Origin of the sequence: Levilactobacillus sp. HBUAS70063 (assembly GCF_038374745.1) — a bacterium.
Classification (GTDB): domain Bacteria; phylum Bacillota; class Bacilli; order Lactobacillales; family Lactobacillaceae; genus Levilactobacillus.
The window spans coordinates 214,191-240,284 of record NZ_JBANSM010000004.1 but is presented as its reverse complement, the minus strand read 5'-3'; the positions used below and the strand labels follow the sequence as shown (position 1 = coordinate 240,284).

Here is a 26,094-nt window from a genome sequence, read left to right as displayed (position 1 = left end):
TGCAATAACGGATTATCTCTTCGCGAACTACTGGTAAACGCAAAAATATTTGTTACAATATAGACACCGAAGGGAGCAAGACAACTGTGGCGAGCAACTCTGATTCAATCTATAACGTACTATCCTATATTCACCGGCACCAAGATAAAGTCAAATTCATCCCCCAGCCCAACAGTAACGTTGTGACCGTGGGCGTTCCCGACACGGTTCCCGTGGCTAATGCCGACATTTACTTCCCGGCCAACAACTTACTGGTCAACCGCATGGGTGATGATTTCTTAGCTAAAAATGGCGACCTGCTGGAGGATTTCTTCGCACGAACCAATAGTTCCAAGCTGGATTACCAAGAAGTATGGATTACCACCGGTTATGTCACCAATGAACACACCTACCTTGTAGAAATGTCATTTGAATAACGTACCGTTAAAAAAGCTCCGGCATCTGCCGAAGCTTTTTGCTTTATAAAAATTTCTAAGCGCAGTCAATCGTTGACCACGGCCCTAATTAAATAAGGCGTGTGAGGCCCACAGTCCGCCGCCAATGACGAGCACCGCCACGATAAAGAACCGGAACAGCGCCGCAAACGCAACGAGAACGATGGCCCCGATAATGACCGTCCCCACAATTCCCAACAACCAGCCTGCCAAGCCGAAAGTCAAGCGTAACAATGGAAACAGTAACAATAACAGTAAAATTAATACAATCACGGTGATCGCTCCAATCCGTCAGGGATCACTCCCATGACTAGAAGACTAGTTTACACGATAACCGTCCCATTTTCACGAATTTAAGCCGGGGCTTAATGAAAACTTACCCAACCGTAATCTGTTGCCGCCCATTCTGTTTGGAACGGTAAAGGTTGGCGTCCACCCGCTTGTAGAAGTCCAGCGGGTTGCTGTCCTTGAGACTCAGCGCCGAGACACCCACGGAAATCGTGACCTTGATTGCCACATCGTTGTACGCGATCGTTAGGTCCTTCACGGCGTCAAACACCTTCTGGGCAATCTTTTCCGTCTCATCGACCGTATAGTTCGGGAAGATGATGTTGAACTCCTCGCCCCCGGTTCGGTACAGAACAATCTTGGAATCACTGGCCTTGAGCGTATTGGTGACCGTCTTAGCCACCTGCTTGAGCACCTCGTCACCGGCCAAATGACCATACGTATCGTTGACGTGTTTGAAATGGTCGATGTCAAACATCACCATCGACAGGTCCCGGTCGTGTGCCGCGCTCTGCCGAAATTCGTAGCCAATGGCCCGGTCGTAGGCCGCGAAGTTCTGGACCTTAGTCAGCGCGTCCCAGTTAGCCGACTGGAAGAGCCGATCCTTGATGCGCCGGTCCTTGTCCTGAATCTTAAAGTAACCGTACATCAGAACCACAAGAATGAGATAGTTAATCATTTCATCTAGGTACGTCGACCATGGCAACTGGAAACGTAACTTGACGATGTACCAGAGCGGTAGCGCGAAGGCCATCGCCACGATAGCGTACCGAGTGAACGGTGCCCGCCAGAGATGGGTGCTCTGGACATAGGACACTTCATAAAAGATCACGAATAGGAACGTGTAGCCCCAGGATAACGGTTGATCAACGTTGCCGTTTAGCAACATGAAGGCAATCCCGGCCACGAAGACGGCCCAATAGGGAATCCGCACCTGTAAGAAATACGCCACAAAAATCAACAACAATAATTGAAAATTCGTGAACGTCCACGATAAATGACTATCGCGCACGATTAATTGTAAGGCAAACACAGAAGTCACGGCACAAACTAAACCGACAATGGTTTGAACCCTTTTAACATTCACCGGTTTATTCTGCGATTCCGCCTTAGAGGTCGCCCAGTTAAAGATTGACCAATAAAGGGTAATCACGCCTAACACGAAAAAGATACTGGTAAGCATCGGTGGTACCAACCAAACTGACCAAGTCATCTGATCAATCTCCTTGTTTTCAGTAGTTTTCCCACGATGGGAAGCTTAAGACATTTTTTTAGTTTTGCCAAATCAAATTGCCAGCATAACTAATCCATTGTTATAACTATAATCCAAACCTGACGATAATACTATAGCACTTTATTACTCTAATTGGTTAACTTGTTACATTAATTTTTGGGCGATTACCAACTTTTCTTGAAACCCCTATTTTAATTGCCTAAAATAAAGTATGATAGTTACAGACAATTTATTGAAGGAGGCTCTGAACGCTTATGTATCGTTACTTTTTGCAGCCACAATTGGATGCGCTTAACAATTCGCTGATTGGTTATGAACTGTTGATTCGCCAACACGTCGACGATAAGTGGATTCTTCCCCACAACTTCGAATCCATTCCCATCGACGTCCAGGCGGATTTAATCGCGCGGACGGCCAAAAAATTGATGCTCAAGATTGGGTCGGTATCCTTTAATGTTAACCAGGGACAATTCATTGATTGCACCATTGCGCAGGCCATTCTCAACGCGCAGAAGCAGATTTACCCGGTCAACCTCGTGCTAGAGGTCACGGAGGAAGTCACGGACGAACACGTCACAAACCAGCAGATTATCGATCAGGTCCACTTCTTCGATGAACACGGGATTCAATTGAGCCTCGACGATATCGGAACCGGCCTGAATACATACGACCACCTCAAGCCAATTCTGAGATACGCCAGCGAGATTAAATTTGCCATGCAAAACTTTCGGCAGGAAGGTCGAGAAGCCGAGATCCCCGAAAACCTGAAGTTCTGGAAGGGTATTGCGGACCAATACAAGCTCCGGCTCATCTTAGAGGGCGTCGAAAACCAAGAAGAAAGCGACATGGCCGACGACTTAGAGATCGACCTGCGGCAAGGCTGGTTCTACGGCAAGCCACATCTATTCAAATTAGACGGCGATAAATTTTGAGCATTGGGCAAAGTCATTCTGCGGGGTGACTTTTTTCTTTTGCGCTAAATTCGGCGCCCCAGTGAACGCCTTACCCGGTGACCGGCTTAACCGTTAAATGACTGTGGCGCTAGTCCAGTGGCGCGCTTTTTTTAGTTAAATCAACGGAAAAAGCCCTTTTCTTTGCGGTTAACGGCTTTACTTTTTCAACGCTAGTCTTTTGCTCTCTCCAAACGCCCCTCCCCCAAAATTGCCAGTATAGTAAAGCTAGAGCAGTGAATGAGAGGTCTTAAAATAGATTTTTCTCAAGTTAGCCGGCGGACTGGTGATTCAGTGACCGACTCATCTTGAACGATTGGAGGAGGATTACGATGCAAAGAAAACGCGTCCACGTTGTGCTAGGAATCCTGATAGCCGTGATAATTTGTTTGATCGGCGGCATTGGTGCTAGCGAAATCACTGCTCACGCTAGGGCTATTGAAATTTCCGGATTAGGCGAAAATAATGCCGTGATCACAGACTCCAGCGGCCAAAACATTCCTAACGGCAGCGACCTGAGCAAGTGGGACAACTACGAAGTCTTCTACCAATGGGGACTTCCAGATGGCGAATCCATCCAAAGTGGGGATACGGCGACGGTCACCCTGCCACCAAATGCGGTGGGGCGTAAGGACCTAAGCTTCCCACTCTATGATGATAACGGCCAGAAAATTGGGACTTTCTCGATTGCGGAAGGTGCCTCGACCGGAACCATTACGTTTAACGACGTTCTGTCGAGTACCGCCACAAACCGGGGCGGCCATCTTCAATTCTACGTCAAAGGAACGCAGGAGAACGAAAACGTCGGCCTCGATTGGGGAATTAACAAGATTGGCTGGATTTCCGGTCACAATCCGGACGGTTCCCCGTCGCAGTTAACGTGGAACATTGCTTTTAACCCGAACAGCACGCATCTAGGCGAAACGGTCGTCACCGATAACCTCGGCCCCGGCCAGACCTACATTCCGGGAAGCGTTCACGCCTATACTGGGAAATACGATGACAGCGGTAGCTTTGTCGGCGATGGCGGTCAGTTAACGCCCACTGTCGACACCGCTGGGAATACCATTATCTTTACCTTTGATGACGTCACGACTGCCGTTAACATGACCTACCACACGAAGCCCGACGTTAATGGCACCAGCGGCCTGTGGAAGAACAACGCCAGCTTGAACGGTCAAAACGTGGGGTCCAGCATTGCCTGGGGCGGCAACGGTAGCGGTAACGGTGGCCCCGCCGACCAAGAATTCGGTAAGGTCATGCTGACCAAGACCGATGCAGCGACTGGCAAAGCCTTAGCTGGCGCCGTGTACGAGTTACAAGATGCCACGGGTGCGGTGATTAAGAGCGATCTGATTACCGATGCCGAGGGGATCGTGACCTGCGACGGTTTAGCCGCTGGACACTATCAATTCGTTGAAACGAAGGCGCCCGAGGGCTATGCGTTGGATAAGACACCAATTCCATTTGAAATTACGGCCGATTCCACCAACATGGTCACGGTTGCCGCTAAGGATACGGCCCTTGGTGGCAGCACAACACCACCGACCGAACCCGAAAATCCAGGGACGACCACGCCACCAACGACGCCGACCGAGCCTGAGAATCCGGGCACGACCACACCCGTCAATCCGGAGAATCCGGAACATCCAGAAAATCCAGAGCAGCCGGTAAATCCGGAACATCCGGAAAGTCCCGAACATCCGGGCACCACGACACCAACGCACCCCGCAACGCCAGAAACGCCGGTAAATCCGGAGCACCCGACTACCACGACACCGGCCGTTAAGCCACCGAAGCCTACTAAGCCTAACCAGCCAACGGTCAGTCAGCCAGGTTCCGGCACGCCTGCCGGCAATTATCCGGCCGATAACGCTGGCAACGGCGCTACCGAACCAGCAACCGGTGCTCAGGACGCCACGCCTGCCACTAACGGCACGAGTAACGCGGCCGTTAGCGGTCAGCCTAGCGCAAACACCAGTCGGCCGGCTACGGCCAGTCAGAATCATAACACTGGCAGCACACTCCCCCAAACCGGCGAACACAAGCTCATCAGTCATCTGTTGACCCTTGCCGGTATTATTCTGCTGATTGCCAGCCTAGGATTCTGGTATCGTGAACGCCGCGGTGGTTGGTTTTAACGACTGAACCGAAAAAAACGATCTTGCCTGATGGCGGGATCGTTTTTTTTCTGGCCTGCAAACGGGAGATAAGCGGCTGGTCGCTGTAATTCAGAAATGGCTTTTTAGCCCATTTAGCCGCTAGTCATTATCTGAATGTCTAATTGAATGTCTAATTGAATGTCTTAATTGAATGCCCAATTGGCTGTCAAACTGGCTGTCATTGGCTCCGGTTCTGGCTCCGGTTTAGCTCCGATTCGGGGTCACTCGCGAAAAGTTGAAGGTAAAGAAAAAGCCGTCATATCAAGCTTTGATAGCTTTTATGACGACTACCGAAAATCTAGGATTGGGTATACTGGGCTCGAACCAGTAAATTACGGATTCAGAGTCCGCTGCCTTACCAATTTGGCGAATACCCAATAAGGCTCGTTGTCGAAACAACTATTTAATAGTAACTTGTTTGGATATTAGTGTCAACTCATTTTCCCAAAAAAGTTCGCTAAACTGTATGAATTCCCATTTTTTGTAATTTTATGCAAACAGCAATTGACAATTTTCAGCAAATAGCGTACATTAGTAATTGCCTAGTTAATGACATTGCCCGCTGGTCAAACTGGTTTAAGACGTCGCCCTCTCAAGGCGGAGTTACGGGTTCGAGCCCCGTGCGGGTGATAATTAGAGAATTACCGATGTACGAAACACCCAATAGATGCTGATATCACGGCATTTATTGGGTGTTTTTTTTTTGGTCAAAATCACAGAAAATACCAGCCGTCTTCGCAATCGGGGGTGTCCCTATCATCTGCGAAAAATCACCATTCTTTCTGCCACCATCACCGTGGGAATTGCTTCATTGTTAGCGCATCAGACCAACCAACAATCTGACATGACTCTCTAAATAAAAATTCCCCAAGCGTTGCCAAATAACCGCTTAGGGAATTTTTAGTCGCCAGCATAAGGTTTGAGCGTCCCACCCAGACCATTGCCAAAAATTGACGAGTTTAAAAAGTTGCTTAATCGAACGTTTGTTCGTATAATGCTAGTGAGGTGATTAATCATGACAAAACTCGCAATCAACGGCAAGCTCACAGCCGCCCCTAAAGTCCTAAGCCTAGAACCGCTGCTACTCTACGCCAAAATAAACGCCACCGATGGAACTACCATCAACGGTCTCATTCATCAGCACGCGCTTAACTTCCTAGCCCAAGCCTCAACCGGCTCACAGGTCGCCGTTTACGGCCACTACAACGCCCGCCATCAGTTTGTAATTGAGAAGTTCACCGTTATTGCCAGTTCCGTGCAAACGGCCTCCTAAAGCCTCTGACGCCGTTGCCCGAGATGGCCAGCACCCGGTAAAAATAAATTCAATTATACATTATAAATAATTAAATAGATAAACTTCTTGTCAATTACCAGTTCATCCCTTAGAATTGGTCTGTACCGTTAATTCTTTCAGGGAGGCTTCTCTTAAAATGGCTAAATCCACACCACGTTTGTTTCGCGGTCACGAAACTTTATGGGTTTACGGAGACCTACGCTAATGATGGGGCGGCGTCAGACTCCACCCCACCACTACTTTCTTGCCGAGCTCAGCTTTCTGCTCATTTTGGCCGCCACGCTCATTTGGGATTTCTTTAACTACAACTAAACTAAAAAAGGCACCCCGCTTTCACACGACGTCCCTCTCTCGGTTTGCATCCCCCGAAGATTCGAGAGATGCCTTTTTAATCCTTAAATTACCGACGCCGGCGTTGCCACCAATAGTGGTAGCCACCCACGATCAACAGTATGACCGCACCCAACAACGTCATCACCATGCCGAGACGTTGCCCCGGCGTGCGATAAGTTAACGTAATCCGGTGGTTCCCGGCCGCCAGCCGTGCGCCCACAAAGCCCACGTTGACCTTAGTAATCGGTTGTTCCTTGCCATCCACCGTCAAGTGCCATCCCGTATTGTATGGAATCGAGGTCGTCAAGACGCTGGCCTGGTTTGAACGGGAAGTTCCGGTCACCCGGTTATCCTTCACCGTCAAATGCTGTAAGCCTTGCTTTTGCAGTTTCGTCATGCGTTGCCCATACTGACGACCAAATGGTACCGCCACAATCTTCGCCGACTTAAAGGACAGACTCTTGACGCCCTTGAAGGTCAGCTTGATATTTTGCCGGTTCTTGTCCGAATAGCCCAGATTCAGTAACACATGGTGCTTCTCCTGATAGTCCGACAGGTTAGACTGACCCAGTTGATTGAAGCTCGTGACATTATCGGCAGTCGTTGCCGTGACCGAGTAAGCCCCATCACTTTGATTCCAGATTGCCGAACGGAGTTGGTTCATCCGCGCGATTCCGGTGAACGCCTGGTTGCTAAAGGCCTTCGTATTCTTCGCCGCTTGATACTTATCCGCCACGGAGAATCGCTCGGCCTGAATGCCGTCCAGTTCCAGATACAATTCGGTTCCCTTGGCCTGTTGAGGCTGTTTGAGATGTAACTGATACGTCACGGGGTGATTCTGATTGTCACTAATCAACTTGTGCAACGTTTGCCGGTTAGCCCGGTTATTCTGCTGTAGCGCTGCCCGGTTTTGCCCAGTCAGACGCTGCAGGCGGGCCTTGTCATTCGTGATATTCACGGACCGGTCTTGATTGGTCTTCATCAACGAGGTCTTGGTCGTTGTAACCTTGTCCGGATCCATCTGATTACCTTGTTGCCGGAACTTCATGACCTGCTTCAGACTGTCCAGAACAGTACTGTTGTCCGTTCGCGTTTGATACTTCAGGGTACGGCTCTGACTGTGGTAGGTCGTCGTCGGAACCCCCTTGGCTGGATGGTCTACCAACGCCCCGTACGTCAGGGCTTGTTCCTTGTCGCTACCGTTTAATTGTTTAAATTGTTTCTGGCTCAACTGCGACGTCTGCAAGTAAGCCAGCGGCAGTGCATACTTAGATTTTAAGATCGCTGTATCGTAGTTATTCCCCAGATCATGGACGGGTTGGTCCTTGTACAACAGTACCGACCCCTTCTTCTTGACCGGCGTATAACCATATGGGAAGCTCTGCGTCTTCAACTGATTACTGCGGGCAAAGATGTACTTCGTCCCCAGCAAATTACTCATGGTTGTTCGATTATCCGCCTGGTTGATTGGCTTATTCATCTTGAACTGGGAATTGGCCAATTCTTCACTGAAATCCCCAACCGAACCATCTTGAATAGAGAAATAAGACATAATGTCATGGGCCCCGAGGTTCATCCCCATGTTGGTCTTCGCTTCATTACTGTAGTAATAGTATTTGCTAATGGTACTGCGATTGAAGCCCGGCTGCTGCTTGACGTATTTCTCGGCCCCGTCATAAAAGTTCTTCTGGAACTTGCTAGCCACACCACGCGTCAGCAGTTGGTTGCTGGCACCGCCGGAGTTCGGACTAAAGTACCCATAACCGTTGGCCACGATATTTAAGCACAGCAGGCCCAGAAGCGTCCAAATCACCCGGTGGCGGGACCACTGATAGAAGTGGCCAACCACGATGGCCCCCAGCGTCAACAGCAATAAGCCATAGACGACCAGATCATGCGTATGATTACTAAAAATAAAGCCGTTAGCCGCCCAGACCAAGACCAGTAAGAAGAGCGTCCCCACAATCATGGCGGACAGGTCGCTACGGTCAATCCGCGGCAAGGCATCGATGAAGTACATCACGGCCAGACTAAAGGCCAGGCAACCCAGGAGAAGCCACCGCTGTGACGGCGTCGTCCCCCCGTTCATCACGGCGGCTACTTCTGGCAGCAAGGACCCGATGACCAGAATCAACAGGCCAATGTCAAACCACAGGTAGCGCCGCGCATGCCGCACGACGTACATGAGGCTCAGGAAGGTCAGCCCGGCCAGCCCGAGATTGGCCCAGAAACGCATGGCGTTCCCGGTAGTCACCAACGCATTAGGGAGCCGCAAGTAGTAGCTAAACGGATAAATAAAGTACCCGTTGGCAAAGTTGCCGGTCGCCCGCGTGGAGGTCAAAACCCCAATCAGGGACGGAATGAAGATAATCCCCGCCAGTAAGAAACCGGCCAAGCCAGCCCCCACAAGCTTAATGATTAAGGGCCACCCTTTTTGCGCAATCGTTTCGCGTACATTGAAGTACCGCAAAATGGCGTACACCAGGCTCCCGATGGCCAGGATGTAGGCAAAGTAAAAGTTACTGATGAGTGCCAGACCGGTAAAGACGGCCAGTGGTACCCACGTTTTCCCCCGGTAAACATGGTCAATTCCGTAGGCCAACAATGGAAATAGAATCATCGGTAATAGGAAGAACGGGTGCCGAATGCTGACGTACAGAGAGTACCCCGTAAACGTGTAGGTTAACGTCCCCAGCATCTGACTCCCGGGCTTAAAGTGTCGTTGCCGGGCAAACAGCATGAAGGCCAAACCACTCACGTAGAGCCGCAATAGGATTAAGAGGTTATACCCCATCTCAATACTGTGCTTAGGAAAGAACCAGATCAGATAACTGAAGGGGTCCCCCAGGACATAGTAAGAGAAGGTCGTCATCTTATCCGCGCCTAGGCCGAGATTCCAAGACCACCCTGATAAACTTCCCGAATGTAACCAAGTATAAAACTTTTCTAAAACGGGATAATGCTGCGCTAAGCCGTCCCCTTCCCAGATGAACGACTTGACCGTCAGAAGAAAAATGCCATAAAGACAGGCAACTAATCCCATAAAAATTAGCGTATACAACCAATAGTTCTTTTTTGAAACCTTCACTAAAATTCTCTCCCCTAATTTAAAGTCCCTGTTGCTCCGATTGAATCTTGTTACTAATTCCTAACATTCCCTCTTACAACTATACGGGGGCCATTCTGACATCTCAAGGGGTTAGCCCAATCTGTAACAAAATCTTCACTTCCTGTAATATTTCTACTAACACCCGTTTTAGTATTTAATTAGTTTATTATTAACCTGCTTTCCATCACGATTTCCCGGTACAACCAGCTTTTAGCACCCCGATCCGCAAAAAAAGCCGCCAGTTCACAGCGAACTGACGACTTCAAATTCGTATTGATTAAAGACGAGCGTTTAGTTCCTTACCTAACTTTTCAAAGCCAGGCTTACCTAATAAAGCAAACATGTTGGTCTTGTAAGCTTCAACACCCGGTTGGTTGAATGGGTTAATCCCGTTCAGGTAACCAGAAATTCCAATGGCCACTTCAAAGAAGTAGATGAGGTAACCCAAGGTATATGGCGTGGTATCCGGAATGTGGACACTCATGTTAGGCACGCCACCATCGGTGTGGGCTAAGACCACCCCTTCAAAGGCCTTTTGGTTAACAAAGCCCATGTTCTTACCTTGCAGGTAGCCTAAGCCATCCAAGTCGTCTTCGGCGGTTGGCACGTCCACATCGGTCCGTGGCTTGTCGATCATGACGACCGTTTCCATCAGGTTCCGTTGTCCTTCTTGAATGTATTGACCCAAGGAGTGCAGGTCGGTACTGAAGTTAGCGGAAGATGGGTAAATCCCCTTTTGATCCTTACCTTCGGATTCACCGGTCAACTGCTTCCACCATTCTGCTAAGTATTGCAGGCGTGGTTCGTAGTTTTCCAGCAACTCGGTCGTGTAGCCCTTGCGGTACAGGATGTTCCGTAAGGCGGCGTATTGGTAAGCTTCGTTCTTGGTTAAGTCAGGGTTGGTGTAGGCGTCTTGGGCGTCCGCAGCCCCTTGCATTAACTCGTCGATGTTGGCACCGGAAGCCGCGATTGGTAGTAAACCAACGGCACTTAAGACGGAGTAACGACCACCAACGCCATCTGGAATGACGAAGGATTCGTAACCAGCCGCATTGGCTTCGGTCTTCAGAGCACCACGCTTCTTATCGGTCGTGGCGTAAATCCGTTCCTTGGCCCCCGCTTCACCGTACTTCTTGATTAACATGTCCTTGAAGATCCGGAAGGCAATTGACGGTTCCGTGGTCGTCCCAGACTTCGAAATGACGTTCACGGAGAAGTCCCGGTCGCCAATCAAGTTGATTAAGTCATGAACGTAATCGGCACTCACGGAGTTGCCGGCAAAGAAGACCTGTGGTGCGTTACGCTTGTCGGCTGGCAAGTAGTTGAAGAACGTATCATTCAAGAAATCAACGGCCATCTTAGCACCCAGGTAGGAACCCCCGATACCGATAACCACTAACACAGCGGAGTCGGATTGAATCTTCTTCGCCGCTGCCTTAATCCGGGCAAATTCTTCCTTGTCATAGTCCTTAGGTAACGTTAACCAGTCACGGAAATCACTCCCCGCACCAGTTCCTTGGCGTAACTCGGTATCAGCCGCCGTCACCATTGCTTGCATTTCTCCTAATTCGTTGTCATGAACAAATGGTTCAAGTTTCGAAAGATCAAAGGCGATATGTGCCATATTCAGAAAACCTCACTTTTATTGTTATTGACTAGTCCATTATAACGCAAACTGCCAAGATGTAAATGGTATAGTCCAAAGTTTTTTGTAAAGAAAAAGGTCGATAACCATCGCTATCAACCAAATGTAAACTATTTCATTAAACCGAGGGTTACCCCACCGACAACGACCAGTAAGGACCCGATAGTAATGTAGACCATTTCACGACTCGTCTTCTTTTCACCCAACAGCCAAATGCTACCGAAGGTTGAGATCACAATTCCACATTGAGCCAGTGAGTAACTGATGGCTAGACCAATTGACGGAATCGCCATGAACATGAAAAAGTTCCCGATGCCCCAGACTACCCCGGTCATAATGTTCTTGGCCGTGGCCTTGTGCATCACCTTTTGGTGGGAGAACAGCACGAAGATGGTGGCACCCAGGATCATCCCAATCGATTGTGGGAAGATGACCGTCTTTGAAGGCAGTCCCGAGGCGTTCACGATAACCGTGTACAGGACATACCCAATCGTCGAAATAATAATGGCAGTGGCCCCTTTACCGGCCTGCATCGGCTGGCTGGAACCGGCCGCTTGGGCCCGTGAATCCCGCAGAGAGGTCAATGCAGCTCCGGCGATCAACACGATCACCGCGATGGTTCCCATGGTCACCATTCGCGTGGTCTTCCATTCGTGGAACAGCAGCACACCCGCTAACGCCGTCCCGACCAACTGTAGCCCCGTTGAGATGGGTACCGTCCGGGAAATCCCGATAAACTTCATGGATTGGAATTGTTCAAATTGACCGACAGACCAGCAGAGACCGGAAGCGACCCCAACAATCATGGCCATCCCTGAAATTGCCGTGTGAAAATAAAAGACCGAGAACAGGCCAAACAGGACGGCCCCGGCGGTCATCCCCAACGTTTGTTGGTAGGATGTCCCCCCTAATTTCCCACTGATTAACCCAATACTACCCCAACAAACAGTGGGGATTAAAGCTAGTAAAATACCCATTTGTAAACCTCAACTCTCGTTTCAATTCTAATGACTTTTCGTGTAAGCGTTTTTTATTTGCATTAGTAAGTCTACTGTTTTCGATTCTAAATGTAAACTATAAATACTTAACAAAAATCCCAATTGGTAAGTGGTCTATCTTACCAGTTGGGATGATTTGCAATTCTTTTCAAGTTGTTTTCACTTAATCGACAGTCAGCTGAACACCCTTTAAGGCCTCGCTATGCCGGTCGGCGTGATTGGTTAAAAAGTCGTTTGGTGAAAGATACGTGTTGGAAACAGTTACATGACCGGTATAATTTTGTGCCGCGTCATGAATCGTCTCCCGCAGACGTTTCATACTGTAAGTGGGGGTCGTGGTCGTGATGACGACCTGCGTGCCCGCCTTGGCCAGCTTCAGCGCCTGTTCAACGACGCCCTGTAAGTCCTGTTCCAGCGTGAAGGCCCGCTTCTTACCGCGAATAAAGGCCGGTGGATTGATAAAGATCGTATCGAAGGTCAGGTCGTGCTTGACCGCATAGTCCAGGTAGTTGGCTACGTCCATCGTCCGCATCTCCACGGCTGCCTGATCGAAGTTGTTAGCCGCCAACTGAGCCTGAATGGCCGTCGTGGCCCGATTCGTCGGGTCAACGGTCACGGCCTCAATCGCCCCACCCAGCATCGCGGCGGTCACCAGACCCGTCTCGGCACTGAAGAGGTTCAGAACCCGCCGTTGCTGACTCGTGGCCTTGGCCCAGGCGCGAATGTCCCGGAATTCCAACGCGAGTTGTTGCCGGCTAAGCGTCAAGTCAACGGGATACGTGATCCCATTTTCCAAGATGGTAGCGGGTTGGTCGCCCAATTGACCGCTAACCACTTGCAGGTGTTCCTGACCGGGAACCTCAGCCAAGATGGTCTGGCCCTTACCCATGATGCGTTCAAAGCCGGCATAAATCAGCTTGGCTTGTTGCTTAATGGCGCTGTTCTGCCAACGGAACACGTATTGGCCGTTGAAAACATCCACGACCAAGCCGCCGAGGCCGTCGCCGGTGCCGTTAAACAGCCGGTAAGCCGGACTGTCGGCAAAGGCCGCGCGCTTGGCAACGGCCGCCCGGAACTTGCCGGTGAAGAAGCGTTCATCGATGCTCTCATTCTCGCGTAGGCTCATGACGAACCCGATCCCGCGGTGTTGCTTGGCAAAGTAGGCCGTGGCCACGAAATGACCGTGATTTTCAAGTTGCACCCAGGCCCCGTTGTCAAAGTCTTGGGCATTCTCTAAGTCAGTTAAAGATACGATGGGATAGCCGTCCTCGAATTTACGGACGGACTTCCCGGTAATTTGTACACGTTTCAATAGTTTCCTCCTTAATGGTTCCCCCCATTGTATCACGGGAACCCAATAAACACAGCAAGTCTTTTGGCCGGCCCGGCATTAATCCGTCTTGGCCCGCTCCGAATTGGTCTGGTGTTGGTCGGGGAAGATCACGGTGAAGGTCGTCCCCACATTTTCCTTGCTGGTCACGCTGATCTTACCATGATGGAGCTGAACCAGCTGGTGGACGATGGACAGTCCCAGTCCGGATTCCCCGTACTTGGTGTTCTTCCGGGACGGATCGGCCTTGTAGTACCGTTCCCAAATATTTTGCAGTTGCTCTTCGGTCATCCCCATCCCGGTATCGGCCACCTTCACGATGGTTTCTTCATATCCGCGTTGGGCCGACAGGGTTATGGTCCCGTGCTGGGTAAATTGAATGGCATTTTGTGCAATATTAAACATAATCTGGACAAAGCGGTCGTAGTCGGCATACACTGGAATTTCTTTAGGTGCCTGTAATTCCAACGTATCCCCGATATCATCGGCCTTTTGTTTTAATTGTTCTACTATATTATGGAGCGCATCCACGGCATTGAACTCGTGAAGATTGAGCGAAATCTGGTTGGATCGGATCTTTTCGTAGTCCAAGTTCTCGTTAACCAGGCGGATGAGCCGGCTGGTCTCGCTACGCATCAGGTCAATACTTTCTTCCTTGCTTTCTTCCGGAATGGCGTCGTAAGCCAGTCCCTCCAACAAGCCGTTGATGGTCGTCAACGGGGTCCGCATTTCATGCGAGGCATTCGCCATGAATTCGCGGCGGCGTTGTTCCTGCCGTTGAATCTCTTCTTGTGAGTCCTTTAACGAATGGGCCATACCGTTAAAATCATTGATTAAATCATCAATTTCATCGCGGTTCTTACTGGTCATCTCCACGTCATAGTTGCCCTTCGCAACCTGATTGGTGGCCTTCCGTAGGCGATTAATCCGCGAGGTGTAGTACCGCGCCAGGATATAGCTGGCCACAATCGCCACCACGATGGACACCAGCAACGCGCGAATCAGGTTGCGATTAATCTGGTTCACGCTGGTATTGATGTCGGAGACAAACGCCCCCATGACCACCACGGCCACCAATTTATGATTGTAGAAATACGGCTTCATCACTTCCGTCATGGCCGGGCTAACCCGTCCATTCTTGTTGCGCACCCGCCGATCGACCACTTTGTGAATAATTTGATTATTCTTGAGTTTCTTCCAGTCAGACGCCTTGATCGACTGCTGATAGACGCTGGCGGGAAAGACGACCTTGTTATTCGCACTGTAAATCGTGGTACTAATCGCCTGGTTTTGCAGAAGCTGTTCGCTACTCTCCAGCGAGGTCGTATCAAAGTTAACCGTGTTCGCGTCTTGTGAACTGATGCGTAAGGACTGTTCAATTAAACTGTTAGAATACTTTTCAAGCGAATTCCAGGTATTGCTGTAGACCATGTGTCGGGTCATCTGGGAATAGGAAACGCCCATGATAATCAGGATAATCATAATCGCCGCAAAGAATCCCAGCATTTGTTGATACATTAGCTTCATTGCTGATCGGCTCCACTATCATCAAATTTATAACCCACCCCCCAAACGGTCTGAATAATCTGGGGACCAACTTTCTCAATTTTTTGTCGTAATTTCTTAATGTGGGCGTCCACGGTCCGTTCGTCGCCGTAGTATTCGTAATCCCAGACTAACTGCAGGAGTTGCTCCCGCGAGAAGACCTGCCGCGGCTTTTGCGCCAACGTCTTGAGCAAGTCAAATTCCTTTGGCGTGAGGTCATGGATCTGCTTGCCGTTCAAATAGGCTTCGCGCGTCTTGGTATTTAACTTGAAGTTCTCCGTGACCACGTCAAACGATTCGGTATCGTCCAATGGCGCCGTCTCAGGCCCCTTCGAAATGGGACCCAATTCCGCTCGCCGGTGGAGGGCCTTAATCCGGGCAATCAACGTGATTGGACTGAATGGCTTCGTGACGTAATCGTCCGCGCCCATTTCCAAACCCAAGACCTGGTCACTCTCGGAATCCCGCGCCGTCAGCATGATAATTGGAACAGTTGGCGAAATCTTTCGAATTTCGGCGCTCACCTGCATGCCGTCCATGCCGGGCAGGTTCAAGTCCAAGGTCACCATGTCCCAATCGTTGGGTGCGGCCTTAAACATTTCAACGGCTTCATTACCATCGTACGCAAACGCTGCGTCCCACTGTTCCTTCTTAAAAAACATCGACATCATCTGTGAAACTGAGTGATTATCTTCAATCATTAATAACTTCATTGCTACCTCCCAAGGTTAGGCTACTGTATTCGGAGCCGGCAAAAAGTTAGTGAGTCATAGTGTCCTAAAACTACTCGGTCAATCGGAAATCCCCATGATGGAACCATGAAGTTTCTGTAACTTTTTCCAGCCAGCCTGTGCCATCTGGTTGCTTACCTACCCATTATACTATACTGACTTCGCGATTTTTTCCTTAAATTAGACGCGACTGGGCAAAATTGTTTGCACTCCCCCACGGGTATGTTAAACTAGATGAGTATCAATTTATGGGGGCGTTCTGGATTCGACTGGTATAGGTTGAAGCTTGACTGCGCGCCGTAGCGGCATCTACGTTAAAAGGTCCAGTTTATTATAACTGCAAAAAATAATAACAATTCTTACGCTTTAGCTGCTTAATAGGCGCTTAACGTAGATCCTCCTAGGCTTGTCCGTGGTCTAGATCTGGGTCCTAAATTTAACGGACTTACGCTAACGACTCCCACCTGAAGTACGGTAGAAGAGAAAAATCAGGTTAGCTGAGCATGTTGGCCCTGACAGGCGGCAAGTTGTTCAGTGAAACTTTAAGTAGTCTGCCTATGCGTGTAGACGTTAAGTTGGCAATATGCTAGGACGCGGGTTCGATCCCCGCCGCCTCCATCGATGAACCCGTTAGTTGCGTGACTAACGGGTTTTTATTTTGCCCAAAATCGTTGACTCCCACCGTGCGGATATTTCACCCACCAAGTAACTAAACCTATCAGCCACTTGACAGTCCAATCATTTGACGCGTCTGACATATCCTGTCATCTAACCGGTGTTAGTTTGTCACTTGACTGATACGCCCCCGCAATTTTTCTTCGCTATACTTAATTCCGTAGTCAGCTAATTGGCTACCAAATACTTAGAAGATTGCGAGTGACATTTATCAATACCACAACGACTAAAGTTTTATTGACCACCTTGGGTGCCGCTGCACTACTCTTTACCGGCACCACCACGGCTTCCGCGCACATGACCACGGGAAACAACACCAGCACGGCTCAAACCACGCAGGTTAGCACCCCCGCCGCGTCAACGAACCGTACCAACACGACTGGCACGACCACTGCGCAAAATACCAGTTACCAACATACCAACACCAGTAGCCAAGCAACCGCAACCAACACGGCCGCTTCAACCGGAACGAATACGACCACTTCAACGACGACCACCACGGCGGCTAACTCTAGCAGTGCCGTTGCCAAGGCCTTAGCCGTCGCCAATAGCGGTGTGCCTTACGTTTACGGCGGCAACTCTCTGAGTGGCTTCGACTGCTCCGGCTTGGTGCAATACGCCTTTGGCCTGAGCGCCCGGACGACTTACCAACAAACCAACCTGGGCACTCACCACTACGACGTGGCCAATGCTCCGGCCGGCGCCATCCTCTTCTGGGGCTCCGACAGTGCACCGTACCATGACGGGATTTCGCTAGGGAACGGCCAATACGTTGCCGCCCAAAACGAATCCGATGGCATTGGTGTCTTCAGCCAGACCTATTGGCCAGCCAGCTACTACATCGTGGTAAACTAAATTCAATTCCAAAACTAGCGTTATCAGCCTGCCGTCTCCGGTAAGCCGATAACGCTAGTTTTTTTATCTAAAGGTTGAAAGTAGACTTAACACACTGCTTTCCGTAACGACGGTGTTTTGTCCACTAAAATTGGTGACTTTGAGACGACAGGCTTCCGGCCTTCCCCAGCGTTCCAGCCTAGATTCCGCGAACGGCAAGGCGACCACTTCCCACTGCGAAACTGTAAGTGACTAATATTAACGCCATAAATTGGACGATACCAACAGTTTTAGTCGATCTCTATCTTTCAACCGTTAGTTTTTTACAACAATCGCTGCTCTCCGTCAACTGATTGTTTGCCTGTTAACTTTGACCAAAATTCTGTAAGACGCGGGCCGTGTAGCGGGTGGCCTGCGCGTAATCCCTGACCCGTACATTTTCATTCGGCGCGTGGGCCCCGGAACCGGCCCAAGTCGAGCCAATCGACACGATGGGGGCGCCCACGGCCGCGGCAAACGGCGCTTGGGGCCCACTTCCCCCGGCATTCGGCACCACCTTGACGGCATCCCCGTACACCTCATGGGCCGTGGCGATTGCCGTCTGAACAAAGGCATCCGTGAGATCCGAACGAAAGGCCGGCTCCCCTTGGTTGTACGAGACGTGTAAATCACCGAAACCATTCTTCTCCAGTTGCTGCTGAATTAACTCGGCAACGTGCCGGGGGTCTTGTCCCGGCACCAAGCGGCAGTCCAGCTGCGCACGGGCCTGCTTGGGCAGGACGGTCTTTAGGCCATCCCCCTCGTAGCCACCGGAGATGCCATTGATCGTAATCGACGGGCGGTTGACCAGTGCTGCGGCCGGTCGGTCGGCCAATAACGGTAGCTTCAAGCCGAAATTCTGGCGCGTGGCCGCTTCATTAAAGGGTAACTGATCGATGGCCGCTTGTTCGGTGGGCGTCAAGGGTTTGACCCCGTCCATAAAGCCATCTACCAGAACCTCACCCTTGGGTCCGCGTAACGTGGCGAGTCCCTGAACTAAGCGCCAGATGGCATTGTCCACGAAGGTCGCCAGTGAGGAATGCAGGTCGCTTTCGGCCGATTTTGTCGTCACGTTGAAGCTGACAATCCCTTTAACGCCACAGGTCACTTGGAAATTCTCGTCGGCATCCTTGCCGCCGGTCTCCCAAATAATGGCGTCGGCCGCCAAATCCGCCGCGTGTTTCTCGGTCATCGGTTGAATGTGGGGACTCCCCACTTCTTCCTCGCCTTCCACGATAAATTTCAGGTTGCAGGGTAAGCCCCCGGCATTCTGCAGCGCCTTGACCGCCGACAGCCGAACCATCAGTTCACCCTTATCGTCCGACACGCCTCTGGCCACGTAACGGCCATCCTTCTCGGTCAATCGGAAGGGTTCGCTGTCCCATTCCGCCAAGGGCTCCGCCGGTTGGACATCGTAATGGTTGTAGAACAATAAGGTCTTATCCGCATTACCCTGAGGTCCCGCGGGTAACGTGGCAAAGACAAAGGGATTACTTCCGGGAATGTCCCGCCAGACCGTCACCACCGCACCCAATTCTTGAAAAGCCTGTTCGATAACGCTGACCGTCTCGTCGATTCCGAGATGTTTGGCCGCAACCGTTTCAATACTTAAATACTTGGCTAACCGGGGCCGATCGGCTTGTAACGCCTGATCAATCGCGGTTTGTAAGACATCGGTCGTTTCTTCTGGCATAGACATTCACTCCTTGTGATTACGCGTCCACGGCTAAGCGGGGCGTGATTGTCTTTAACATTAATATTTGATGAGAGAAAAGTCAAGCCAATTTAACCGTTTTATCATTTAGCGGCCGTTCCCCTGCGAAACCGGCGTAAATCCAGTTGACCCGCGGCAAGTCTTAGCAGTCCCTACGATTGCCCGTCATAATCACACTGGCAAACCGAGTCTGCTTTAACGTGGGCCGAATGGCCAGGCGATCAGTCACCGCCAATGTCACTAACTGCCGGGGACTAAGCGCTAGGGCTTACGACCGTTTGACATGCGTCATGGCCAGCGGGTCCACCCACTGGTCGAACTGCTCGGCCGTGACCTTACCGGATTTGACCGCCGCGGCCTTAAGCGTCAGGCCCTCGCGTTCGGCCAACTGGGCAATTTCGGCACTGGCGTGGTAGCCGATGTAGGGCGACAACGCCGTCACGGTCATCAAGGACTGATCAACCAACGTTGCCATCCGATCGGCGTTGACCGTTAGGCCGTGGACCAATTTATCTGCGAAGGCTGTCACGGTTCCAGTCAACAGTGTGGTCGATTCCAGAAAAGTTTCAATAATAACAGGCTTATAAACGTTCATCTCAAAATTCCCCTGAGAGGCCGCCACCGTCAGCGTCACGTCGTTACCCATCACCCGCGTGGCCGCCATCGTCAGGGCCTCTGCCTGGGTGGGATTGACCTTCCCCGGCATGATGGACGACCCGGGCTCGTTGGCCGGAATATTTAATTCGTTGTAGCCGGCCCGCGGGCCACTGGCAAGGAACCGGACATCGTTGGCAATCTTTAAGAGATCACTGGCCAACGTCTTTAGCCCGCCGTGAACCACGTTGAGGCCGGAATGGGCCGCTAGCCCGAAGAATTTATTGGTCTTGGCCGTGAAGGGCTGATCGTAGGCGCGACTGAGTTGCTCGGCCACCGATGTTGCGAAGCCCGGGGCGGCGTTGAGCCCCGTTCCCACGGCCGTACCGCCAATCGGGAGCTCCAGCAAGGAATCATCCAGGGATTTCAAGAAGTCCCAGTCGTGGTCCAGCATGCTGACCCACCCACTGACCTCCTGGCCAAACGTCAGCGGCGTGGCGTCTTGAAGGTGGGTTCGCCCAATCTTCACAACATTTTGGTAGGCCGCCTGCTTGACCGCCAGCTCATCCATCAAATGTTGGACGGCGTCTTCCAACCGGCGAACCGCTACCCGCGCTGTAATCGCCATGGCCGTGGGAAACACGTCGTTTGAGCTTTGCCCGTGATTGACGTCATCATTAGGGAGTACCCCACTGGTCGGATCGTAGGTCGTCGTCTGGTGGGCGATGACCTCGTTAACATTCATATTCGTCTGTGTGCCAGACCCCGTCTGATAGACGTGTAAGGGAAAGTCCGGCCGCAGTTGGTCATCGGACAAGGCCAGCAGATCCGTGGCCGCTCGAATGATCAATTCGGCCTTTTCTTCTCGCAATTCGCCCAGGTCTCGATTGGCCGTGGCCGCGGCCCGCTTAATCTGGAGCAGGGCCCGAATCAACGGCAAGGGCATCAACGGTCCCGTCGTAAAATTATGCCGACTCCGTTCGGTCTGAGCCCCCCACAAAGCATTTGCGGGCACCCGCACCGTTCCCAAGGTGTCTGCTTCTTCACGATATTCCATGTTAATCTTCCTCTCGTCTTCTCAACTAGCACCAGCATACCCAATTTAGTTGGACGCCGTCAATCTTTCACACCCGGAAAGCCAAAAAAGCCGGCCCACAAATTCGGGGTCGGCTGCTTGGCTTCTATACACACTGGTTTGTCCGCTGATTAGCCCTCAGCAGATTCTTCAACCTTAAAGTTTTCTTGTTGGTTTAACTGTTGTTCCGCTTGGCGCCGAGCGGCCACGGCATCATTAAAGTCGCTAAAAGTTTGATTCAAAATGTAACGACCATGGTAGAATAGACGTGCCGCCCACTTACCGGAGCGCTTATCGAAGCTGACCCCGATTACACCGGAGATATTGCGGGAGCTAATCTTAGTCAGTGCCGCAACGTTAGAGCCATTAACTAATGGTAGGTTCGTGGCATTACCAATCTGTTTACGCGTCCGGGGATCTTTCGTGAGACGGGCTTTGCTGATATCCCGCCGGTAACAACCGCAGCTCACGGTAATCCCGTGGCGCAGGCGGTAACTGTCCACCGTGACCAAATTGCCACAGCTACACTTACACAGCCACGTGGCATTGCCGTTCTTGGCCGTGCCGTCTCGCCGGATAACCGTCAGTCTGCCGAATTGTTGTCCACTTAAGTCTAGGAGTCTCATAGATAATTCCTCCATTCAAATTTGCCATAAAGGTTGGTGTCACACGATTCATGCTCCCTTGAAACCAAAAAACTCCCCTGGCACAAATTGCTTAATTATTATTCTACACGCCAAACTAAAAATTAGCTTAAAGTCTCAACAAATTTACATTTAATCAATGACCCCTGGACACTATCAATTTTACCACCTTATCTGCTCAGAAAGAAGGAATTACTAATGCAAATCATTCTAAATATACTAATCTACCTGGTCGCCCTCGAACACCTCGCCATCATGGCTCTCGAAATGTGGGGTCAGCCGGCAACCCAGGCCAAAGCATTCGGTATGCCCTTGGACTTTGTCAAACGCCCAGAGGCCCGAACCGCACTGGCCAACCAAGGTATTTACAACGGCATGTTGGGGCTGAGTCTGATCGCCTTTCAATGGGTTCTGACCGGTCACGCCCGACTCATCGCCACGGCAATTTTACTCATTTTCATCGTGATTGTGGCCATTTATGGGAGTCTCACCGCCAAAAAGGAAATTTTTTGGCTACAAGGAATGCCGTCACTCGTGACGTTACTCGTTTTACTAACTTTAGGAGTTTAACCGAATCTTTAAAAATGTGGTTTACAGAAGCGGTTCGGCAGGTTATAATGAGTTTACATATTCAGGTGAGAGCCTGCCGCGGGTCTTCAATCGTTGGAGGAGTTAATTAGACATTTAGCCATTATTAACACCGTTGAAGCCGTACACATACTTCTATTCTGCTGGTTGCGTCCATTCGTAACTAGCTTTTTTATTACCCTGAGATCATGAAAAGGCACGACCTTCCCGCAGTGAAGATCGTGCCTTTATGTCGTTCAAATGTGACTCGCAATCAACCACAGGCGAATCATGTGAAAGATCACATCAGCCATGACCCCCACAAATAGCCATCCCGACGCATAGTAAACGTAATACATGACTGGATGCTTCATAATGTTGCCCCCTATCTATTGCGCATAGCTTAGCATAGGTCCACATTAAACCCGCAACGTTTACCCCAATTGCGTTTAGATATCCCCGGTGGACTAACCAACCGGTGATGTTTCACGGCGATTCGCGGCTGCCACGATCGCCTCTTGTTGTGCAATCGCCGCAGTAAATTGCTGCATGACATCCTGCTCAATGACTTGCGCCCCGTGTTTCTGCGCTCGCCAAGTCATCATCTGAAACTTCTTGCGTTCATCCAACAGTTCTTCTGTTAACATATGGCATCCCCCAAACCTTGTGCCAGTGTTCTACTACCTGTTGACCCCATTATAGCATTTTTGGGCAAGCGGTCTAGTCTTAATTTCAATTTATTACAAAACATTTACATAAGCCGGCCGTAGTCTTTCCCCCGACAATTAGGGGTTTCACTAAACTAACTGCCAACTAAATTGCCAGCAAAAGCTCGTAAATTATCAAATTGGTATAGTTGGAGTGTGCAACCGATTGCTCTCCCGCCGTTTCTTATCTTAGCGGAATACTTCAATATATTAACGGTCAGTGGTTTACCCTTTTAGAAAGCCCTTCCAAACCACTGCTTTTCAATTGTTTTTTCCCCAAAAACGGCGTAATCTTAAGTTAGCTAAAGTCTAGGAAGGAAGGTGCTAATCGTGGCGATTAACCGCGAAAAGTTTCCACCACTGTACCGCACCGTTGCGGCCAACGATGGCGGTCTGGAGAGTCATTCCTACGTTCCCGGTGGCTTAGACGTCTTGACCAGCCACCCCCTCAACGATCAGCCGGGAGCCAACCCCGAACAATTCATCGGGCTGGCGCTAAGTACCTGTCTCAACGCGACGCTCGAAGCCATCGAAGAACGGCGGGGACTCCCGCACACCTCGCAGGTCCACACCATTGTTGAAATGGCGCGCGACACCCGCGGGTTCCAGTTCTACTTGACGGCGGAGGTCAAGTTGCCCGGCGTGGATCGTGAGGCCGCGGCGGCCATGATTGATTTGGCCGAACGGCGTTGCCCCGTCGCCAAGCTATTAGGGTCTAACGACAACGTGACGGTCAAACAGGTCACGGAATTTTCGGATGCGCCCGCAGTGACGTCTTAACCCAAAATGGACCACACTCCCTAACACTCTGTGCGGGTCGTGTGGTCCATTCTTTCAATTAGTGACGGGTCAATCGCCCTTTTAGCCGATGCCACCACGTCTTGTGCGTGGTGCCCTCACCGTAAACGTAAGATCGCGTGGACCGCGGCGAACGCTTATCAGCGTGGTCATCATCCATGAAGACAATCTTGCGCCAGCGCTTGGCCTCTTCGTCACTCATGCGCTTTTTGCTCATTGACTTCAATCTCCTTTTATCCCTCATGCCGAAGTGTGAGGACGGTTAGTAGGCCATTCCTACTTTTTCATGCGGGTAACCTGGCTAAAGTCTTGAATGAACTTCAAAATCTCACGGGCCCGGTCATTGCCATACACGTCGACCCAGCCTTGGAAGCGCTGGTTAATGCGCTGACGAATCACCCGTTCCGCGTGAACCCCCGCTTCGGTCGCGATGAGGTACAGTCGCCGGCGATCGTTTTCATCCGGCTGTTGGCGCAGGTACCCCTGCTTCAATAGCACCTTAATCTGTCGGGAAATCGCGCTCCGAGTCACCTGACGCTTGCTGGCAATGTCCATCAACGTCACGTTCTGGTTACGGGTAACTTCTCGAAGGATTAAGTATTGTTCAAACGACAGATGAAACGCCTTTGCTGGTTCCGAAACAAATTCATCCAAATACTTGAGTGAACTCATGTAGACGTCGATGAAAGCGTCCAATAAAGACTGCTCCTGCTCAGCCATGATTACCCACCTACATTTCTCAAAATACGATTTTTATATTAGCATTTACGCCCAGCAAATACCAGTTTTTTTCATCCGAAATAGCAGGTGGTCTGGACCAACCTATGCTAAAATAAAGGAGTAGCATTTGGAGGGGAAAGTATGCATCAATCATTAAAAATTGGAACCGTTTTAAGTCTGTTATTGTTACTCACCGGTTGCGGCGCGACGACCCAAAAGCACGCGGCTTCCAGTAGTAGCAGCCATGCGGCACAGACCTCGAAGAAAGCCAGTAGTTCTCGCCAGTCAAGTAGCAGTCTATCTCAGGCGAAAACCGCAACCTTTCAGCACAATCAATTCACCATTGACCACGTGACCTATCAGTTAACGGGGACCGAGGTCACGGCCAGTTCCACGGCCAATCGGAATTTATTCGTTATCTATTATACCGTAACTAACCACCAAAGTAAGGCCATCGTGCCTAGCGACCTGTGGACTGGCGCCGTCAGTGCCACCCAAAACGGCAAAACCTTGGGAACCGGCAATCTGGCCTTCACCACCAGCCAGACTAAAGATAACAATCTGTTGAATCACACCGTCATGCCGGTCAAGGCCGGTAAATCCGTGAATGGCCTGGCCACCTTCGAGCCGAAGAATTCGAACCCCGTTACCGTGACGTTCAAGGACACGCACAATCAGGTGGTTCACACCAGCCACTACACGTTGGATTAGACTGTGGCTCCCTGCCCCTCGTCTTGCCATTCACCAATCTTATCACCAGAAAGGAACCTTTTATGACGCTAATCGACCGGATTCACCAGGTGGAACTGGGCAATCTCGAACAATTCATTACCCTATGCACTGAGCTTCACCTGCCCTACTTTATGATGGGGGGCTCCTTGCTGGGAACGATTCGTCATCAGGGCTTTATCCCCTGGGATGACGACATGGACGTGGGCCTGCTGCGCGCGGATTACGACCGGCTCTTGGCCGCCGCGCCAGCACGCCTGGCCGACACCCATTACTTCCTACAGACCCCCGCTAGCGACGAGAATTACGGCCTGAGCTACGCGAAACTCCTCGATCGCAACACCTACATTGAGGAAAAGAACAACGTCAACGCCGCGCGGAAGGGCATCTTCATCGATATCTTTCCACTCGACCGAATTCCGCTCGACACCGGCCAACAGCGTGAGCAAATGACCAAGTTTCAACTTCTCAACACGCGGATTCTTTTTCAGCTTCGCTACCACCTGGTGGACAACCCGCTACGTAAGTTGCAGAGTCCCCTGTCGCCCGAACAACTGGCCGATGTCAAGGCTTTGAAAGTCCAACGACAGGCACTTATGACCACCTATCAGGGGGACACCAGCCTCCGACAGGTTAAGAACCTCGCTTCGCAATACGCCTACAACAAAGAGGTTTACACCGTTGCGGAGGTATCCGACCTAACGCCGATGCCGTTCGAGCATCTGACGGTGCAGGTGCCTAAAATGTATAGTAGCATTCTAACGCGGATGTACGGGGATTACATGACGTTACCTCCGGAGAATCAGCGCACCGAAAAGCATCTGGAAAAGGTCATTATGGACAACCAGGTCTTTACGCAATGATGTGGAATTCAACCATTCTTCTGACATATGGTTGATTATCAGCCACTAGTCCCTAGAAACACCTGAAACCTTATTTGCCAGA

Annotated in this window: 23 protein-coding genes, 2 tRNA genes and 1 other RNA gene; 11 read left to right on the top strand and 15 right to left on the bottom strand. The window is 50.7% G+C overall.

Annotated features, from left to right (window positions below):
- The first annotated feature begins 86 nt into the window (after nucleotides 1-86).
- On the top strand, nucleotides 87-416 hold the full coding sequence (locus V8I28_RS07955) for a hypothetical protein (protein WP_341779584.1): 330 nt from the start codon (nucleotides 87-89) through the stop codon (nucleotides 414-416).
- Between the two features lie 84 nt (nucleotides 417-500).
- On the opposite strand, the gene V8I28_RS07950 is transcribed toward V8I28_RS07955, so the two are convergent.
- On the bottom strand, nucleotides 501-707 hold the full coding sequence (locus V8I28_RS07950; RefSeq protein ID WP_341779583.1) for a hypothetical protein: 207 nt from the start codon (nucleotides 705-707) through the stop codon (nucleotides 501-503).
- 103 nt (nucleotides 708-810) lie between these two features.
- On the bottom strand, nucleotides 811-1,935 hold the full coding sequence (locus tag V8I28_RS07945) for a GGDEF domain-containing protein (RefSeq protein WP_341779582.1): 1,125 nt from the start codon (nucleotides 1,933-1,935) through the stop codon (nucleotides 811-813).
- Nucleotides 1,936-2,210: 275 nt separating this feature from the next.
- On the opposite strand from V8I28_RS07945, the gene V8I28_RS07940 reads away from it, so the two are divergent.
- Both V8I28_RS07940 and V8I28_RS07935 read left to right on the top strand, forming a co-directional pair.
- Nucleotides 2,211-2,888 carry an EAL domain-containing protein gene (locus V8I28_RS07940; protein ID WP_341779581.1) on the top strand — a complete coding sequence of 226 codons (678 nt, stop codon included), beginning with the start codon at nucleotides 2,211-2,213 and terminating at the stop codon, nucleotides 2,886-2,888.
- A 350-nt stretch (nucleotides 2,889-3,238) separates the two neighbouring features.
- A complete protein-coding gene (locus V8I28_RS07935; protein WP_341779580.1) occupies nucleotides 3,239-5,047 on the top strand; it encodes a SpaA isopeptide-forming pilin-related protein in 1,809 nt (602 codons plus the stop codon).
- A 325-nt stretch (nucleotides 5,048-5,372) separates the two neighbouring features.
- Here the strand turns inward: V8I28_RS07935 and V8I28_RS07930 are convergent.
- Nucleotides 5,373-5,445: transfer RNA gene (locus V8I28_RS07930), tRNA-Gln, on the bottom strand.
- A 179-nt stretch (nucleotides 5,446-5,624) separates the two neighbouring features.
- On the opposite strand from V8I28_RS07930, the gene V8I28_RS07925 reads away from it, so the two are divergent.
- Nucleotides 5,625-5,698 (top strand) — tRNA-Glu (locus V8I28_RS07925).
- A 385-nt stretch (nucleotides 5,699-6,083) separates the two neighbouring features.
- Complete coding sequence (locus V8I28_RS07920) at nucleotides 6,084-6,341, top strand: hypothetical protein (protein WP_341779579.1); 258 nt, start codon at nucleotides 6,084-6,086, stop codon at nucleotides 6,339-6,341.
- A gap of 421 nt (nucleotides 6,342-6,762) precedes the next feature.
- On the opposite strand, the gene V8I28_RS07915 is transcribed toward V8I28_RS07920, so the two are convergent.
- From V8I28_RS07915 to V8I28_RS07890, 6 genes are all read right to left on the bottom strand, one after another.
- The gene (locus V8I28_RS07915) at nucleotides 6,763-9,783 is read right to left on the bottom strand and encodes a YfhO family protein (RefSeq protein WP_341779578.1); all 3,021 of its coding nucleotides are present in this window, start codon (nucleotides 9,781-9,783) and stop codon (nucleotides 6,763-6,765) included.
- Nucleotides 9,784-10,081: 298 nt separating this feature from the next.
- Entirely contained in the window at nucleotides 10,082-11,428 is a 1,347-nt protein-coding gene (locus tag V8I28_RS07910) for a glucose-6-phosphate isomerase (RefSeq protein ID WP_341779577.1), read from the bottom strand.
- 131 nt (nucleotides 11,429-11,559) lie between these two features.
- Nucleotides 11,560-12,426, bottom strand: coding sequence for a GRP family sugar transporter (locus V8I28_RS07905; RefSeq protein ID WP_341779576.1), 867 nt, complete (start codon nucleotides 12,424-12,426; stop codon nucleotides 11,560-11,562).
- 184 nt (nucleotides 12,427-12,610) lie between these two features.
- The gene (locus V8I28_RS07900) at nucleotides 12,611-13,759 is read right to left on the bottom strand and encodes a class I SAM-dependent methyltransferase (RefSeq protein WP_341779575.1); all 1,149 of its coding nucleotides are present in this window, start codon (nucleotides 13,757-13,759) and stop codon (nucleotides 12,611-12,613) included.
- 78 nt (nucleotides 13,760-13,837) lie between these two features.
- On the bottom strand, nucleotides 13,838-15,304 hold the full coding sequence (locus V8I28_RS07895) for a HAMP domain-containing sensor histidine kinase (RefSeq protein ID WP_341779574.1): 1,467 nt from the start codon (nucleotides 15,302-15,304) through the stop codon (nucleotides 13,838-13,840).
- Nucleotides 15,301-16,035, bottom strand: a complete 735-nt coding sequence (locus tag V8I28_RS07890; RefSeq protein ID WP_341779573.1) for a response regulator transcription factor — start codon at nucleotides 16,033-16,035, stop codon at nucleotides 15,301-15,303. The genes V8I28_RS07895 and V8I28_RS07890 overlap by 4 nt, the downstream gene beginning before the upstream one ends.
- A gap of 268 nt (nucleotides 16,036-16,303) precedes the next feature.
- Here V8I28_RS07890 and ssrA point away from each other — a divergent pair.
- Nucleotides 16,304-16,674, top strand: a transfer-messenger RNA (tmRNA) gene (gene ssrA, locus V8I28_RS07885).
- Nucleotides 16,675-16,929: 255 nt separating this feature from the next.
- Nucleotides 16,930-17,583 (top strand): C40 family peptidase, encoded by a 654-nt coding sequence (locus V8I28_RS07880; RefSeq protein ID WP_341779572.1) that lies wholly within the window; start codon nucleotides 16,930-16,932, stop codon nucleotides 17,581-17,583.
- Between the two features lie 343 nt (nucleotides 17,584-17,926).
- Here the strand turns inward: V8I28_RS07880 and V8I28_RS07875 are convergent, their stop codons facing one another.
- From V8I28_RS07875 to V8I28_RS07865, 3 genes are all read right to left on the bottom strand, one after another.
- Nucleotides 17,927-19,294 (bottom strand): M20/M25/M40 family metallo-hydrolase, encoded by a 1,368-nt coding sequence (locus tag V8I28_RS07875; RefSeq protein ID WP_341779571.1) that lies wholly within the window; start codon nucleotides 19,292-19,294, stop codon nucleotides 17,927-17,929.
- Nucleotides 19,295-19,583: 289 nt separating this feature from the next.
- On the bottom strand, nucleotides 19,584-20,966 hold the full coding sequence (locus V8I28_RS07870) for a class II fumarate hydratase (protein ID WP_341779570.1): 1,383 nt from the start codon (nucleotides 20,964-20,966) through the stop codon (nucleotides 19,584-19,586).
- Between the two features lie 149 nt (nucleotides 20,967-21,115).
- Complete coding sequence (locus V8I28_RS07865) at nucleotides 21,116-21,610, bottom strand: alcohol dehydrogenase (RefSeq protein WP_341779569.1); 495 nt, start codon at nucleotides 21,608-21,610, stop codon at nucleotides 21,116-21,118.
- A 216-nt stretch (nucleotides 21,611-21,826) separates the two neighbouring features.
- Here V8I28_RS07865 and V8I28_RS07860 point away from each other — a divergent pair, with 216 nt between their 5' ends.
- Nucleotides 21,827-22,198 carry a DUF1304 domain-containing protein gene (locus tag V8I28_RS07860; RefSeq protein WP_341779568.1) on the top strand — a complete coding sequence of 124 codons (372 nt, stop codon included), beginning with the start codon at nucleotides 21,827-21,829 and terminating at the stop codon, nucleotides 22,196-22,198.
- 464 nt (nucleotides 22,199-22,662) lie between these two features.
- On the opposite strand, the gene V8I28_RS07855 is transcribed toward V8I28_RS07860, so the two are convergent.
- Nucleotides 22,663-22,842 (bottom strand): hypothetical protein, encoded by a 180-nt coding sequence (locus V8I28_RS07855; protein WP_341779567.1) that lies wholly within the window; start codon nucleotides 22,840-22,842, stop codon nucleotides 22,663-22,665.
- Nucleotides 22,843-23,232: 390 nt separating this feature from the next.
- Between V8I28_RS07855 and V8I28_RS07850 the strand changes: the two genes are divergently transcribed.
- Nucleotides 23,233-23,682, top strand: coding sequence for an OsmC family protein (locus V8I28_RS07850; protein ID WP_341779566.1), 450 nt, complete (start codon nucleotides 23,233-23,235; stop codon nucleotides 23,680-23,682).
- A 58-nt stretch (nucleotides 23,683-23,740) separates the two neighbouring features.
- Here V8I28_RS07850 and V8I28_RS07845 read toward each other — a convergent pair whose 3' ends face one another.
- Both V8I28_RS07845 and V8I28_RS07840 read right to left on the bottom strand, forming a co-directional pair.
- On the bottom strand, nucleotides 23,741-23,917 hold the full coding sequence (locus V8I28_RS07845) for a hypothetical protein (protein ID WP_341779565.1): 177 nt from the start codon (nucleotides 23,915-23,917) through the stop codon (nucleotides 23,741-23,743).
- Nucleotides 23,918-23,976: 59 nt separating this feature from the next.
- A complete protein-coding gene (locus V8I28_RS07840) occupies nucleotides 23,977-24,420 on the bottom strand; it encodes a MarR family winged helix-turn-helix transcriptional regulator (protein ID WP_341779564.1) in 444 nt (147 codons plus the stop codon).
- 141 nt (nucleotides 24,421-24,561) lie between these two features.
- Here V8I28_RS07840 and V8I28_RS07835 point away from each other — a divergent pair, with 141 nt between their 5' ends.
- Nucleotides 24,562-25,131 carry a DUF5067 domain-containing protein gene (locus tag V8I28_RS07835; protein ID WP_341779563.1) on the top strand — a complete coding sequence of 190 codons (570 nt, stop codon included), beginning with the start codon at nucleotides 24,562-24,564 and terminating at the stop codon, nucleotides 25,129-25,131.
- A 62-nt stretch (nucleotides 25,132-25,193) separates the two neighbouring features.
- Nucleotides 25,194-26,012: a LicD family protein gene (locus V8I28_RS07830; protein WP_341779562.1), complete on the top strand. Its 819-nt coding sequence runs from the start codon at nucleotides 25,194-25,196 to the stop codon at nucleotides 26,010-26,012.
- Nucleotides 26,013-26,094 lie beyond the last annotated feature (82 nt).

Bases quoted from the DNA above. Each gene is read 5' to 3' on its own strand.
- V8I28_RS07945 (WP_341779582.1), bottom strand. From the start codon at position 1,935: ATGACTTGGTCAGTTTGGTTGGTACCACCGATGCTTACCAGTATCTTT.
- V8I28_RS07940 (WP_341779581.1), top strand. From the start codon at position 2,211: ATGTATCGTTACTTTTTGCAGCCACAATTGGATGCGCTTAACAATTCG.
- V8I28_RS07935 (WP_341779580.1), top strand. From the start codon at position 3,239: ATGCAAAGAAAACGCGTCCACGTTGTGCTAGGAATCCTGATAGCCGTG.
- V8I28_RS07920 (WP_341779579.1), top strand. From the start codon at position 6,084: ATGACAAAACTCGCAATCAACGGCAAGCTCACAGCCGCCCCTAAAGTC.
- V8I28_RS07910 (WP_341779577.1), bottom strand. From the start codon at position 11,428: ATGGCACATATCGCCTTTGATCTTTCGAAACTTGAACCATTTGTTCAT.
- V8I28_RS07905 (WP_341779576.1), bottom strand. From the start codon at position 12,426: ATGGGTATTTTACTAGCTTTAATCCCCACTGTTTGTTGGGGTAGTATT.
- V8I28_RS07895 (WP_341779574.1), bottom strand. From the start codon at position 15,304: ATGAAGCTAATGTATCAACAAATGCTGGGATTCTTTGCGGCGATTATG.
- V8I28_RS07890 (WP_341779573.1), bottom strand. From the start codon at position 16,035: ATGAAGTTATTAATGATTGAAGATAATCACTCAGTTTCACAGATGATG.
- V8I28_RS07875 (WP_341779571.1), bottom strand. From the start codon at position 19,294: ATGCCAGAAGAAACGACCGATGTCTTACAAACCGCGATTGATCAGGCG.
- V8I28_RS07870 (WP_341779570.1), bottom strand. From the start codon at position 20,966: ATGGAATATCGTGAAGAAGCAGACACCTTGGGAACGGTGCGGGTGCCC.
- V8I28_RS07865 (WP_341779569.1), bottom strand. From the start codon at position 21,610: ATGAGACTCCTAGACTTAAGTGGACAACAATTCGGCAGACTGACGGTT.
- V8I28_RS07860 (WP_341779568.1), top strand. From the start codon at position 21,827: ATGCAAATCATTCTAAATATACTAATCTACCTGGTCGCCCTCGAACAC.
- V8I28_RS07855 (WP_341779567.1), bottom strand. From the start codon at position 22,842: ATGTTAACAGAAGAACTGTTGGATGAACGCAAGAAGTTTCAGATGATG.
- V8I28_RS07845 (WP_341779565.1), bottom strand. From the start codon at position 23,917: ATGAGCAAAAAGCGCATGAGTGACGAAGAGGCCAAGCGCTGGCGCAAG.
- V8I28_RS07840 (WP_341779564.1), bottom strand. From the start codon at position 24,420: ATGGCTGAGCAGGAGCAGTCTTTATTGGACGCTTTCATCGACGTCTAC.
- V8I28_RS07835 (WP_341779563.1), top strand. From the start codon at position 24,562: ATGCATCAATCATTAAAAATTGGAACCGTTTTAAGTCTGTTATTGTTA.
- V8I28_RS07830 (WP_341779562.1), top strand. From the start codon at position 25,194: ATGACGCTAATCGACCGGATTCACCAGGTGGAACTGGGCAATCTCGAA.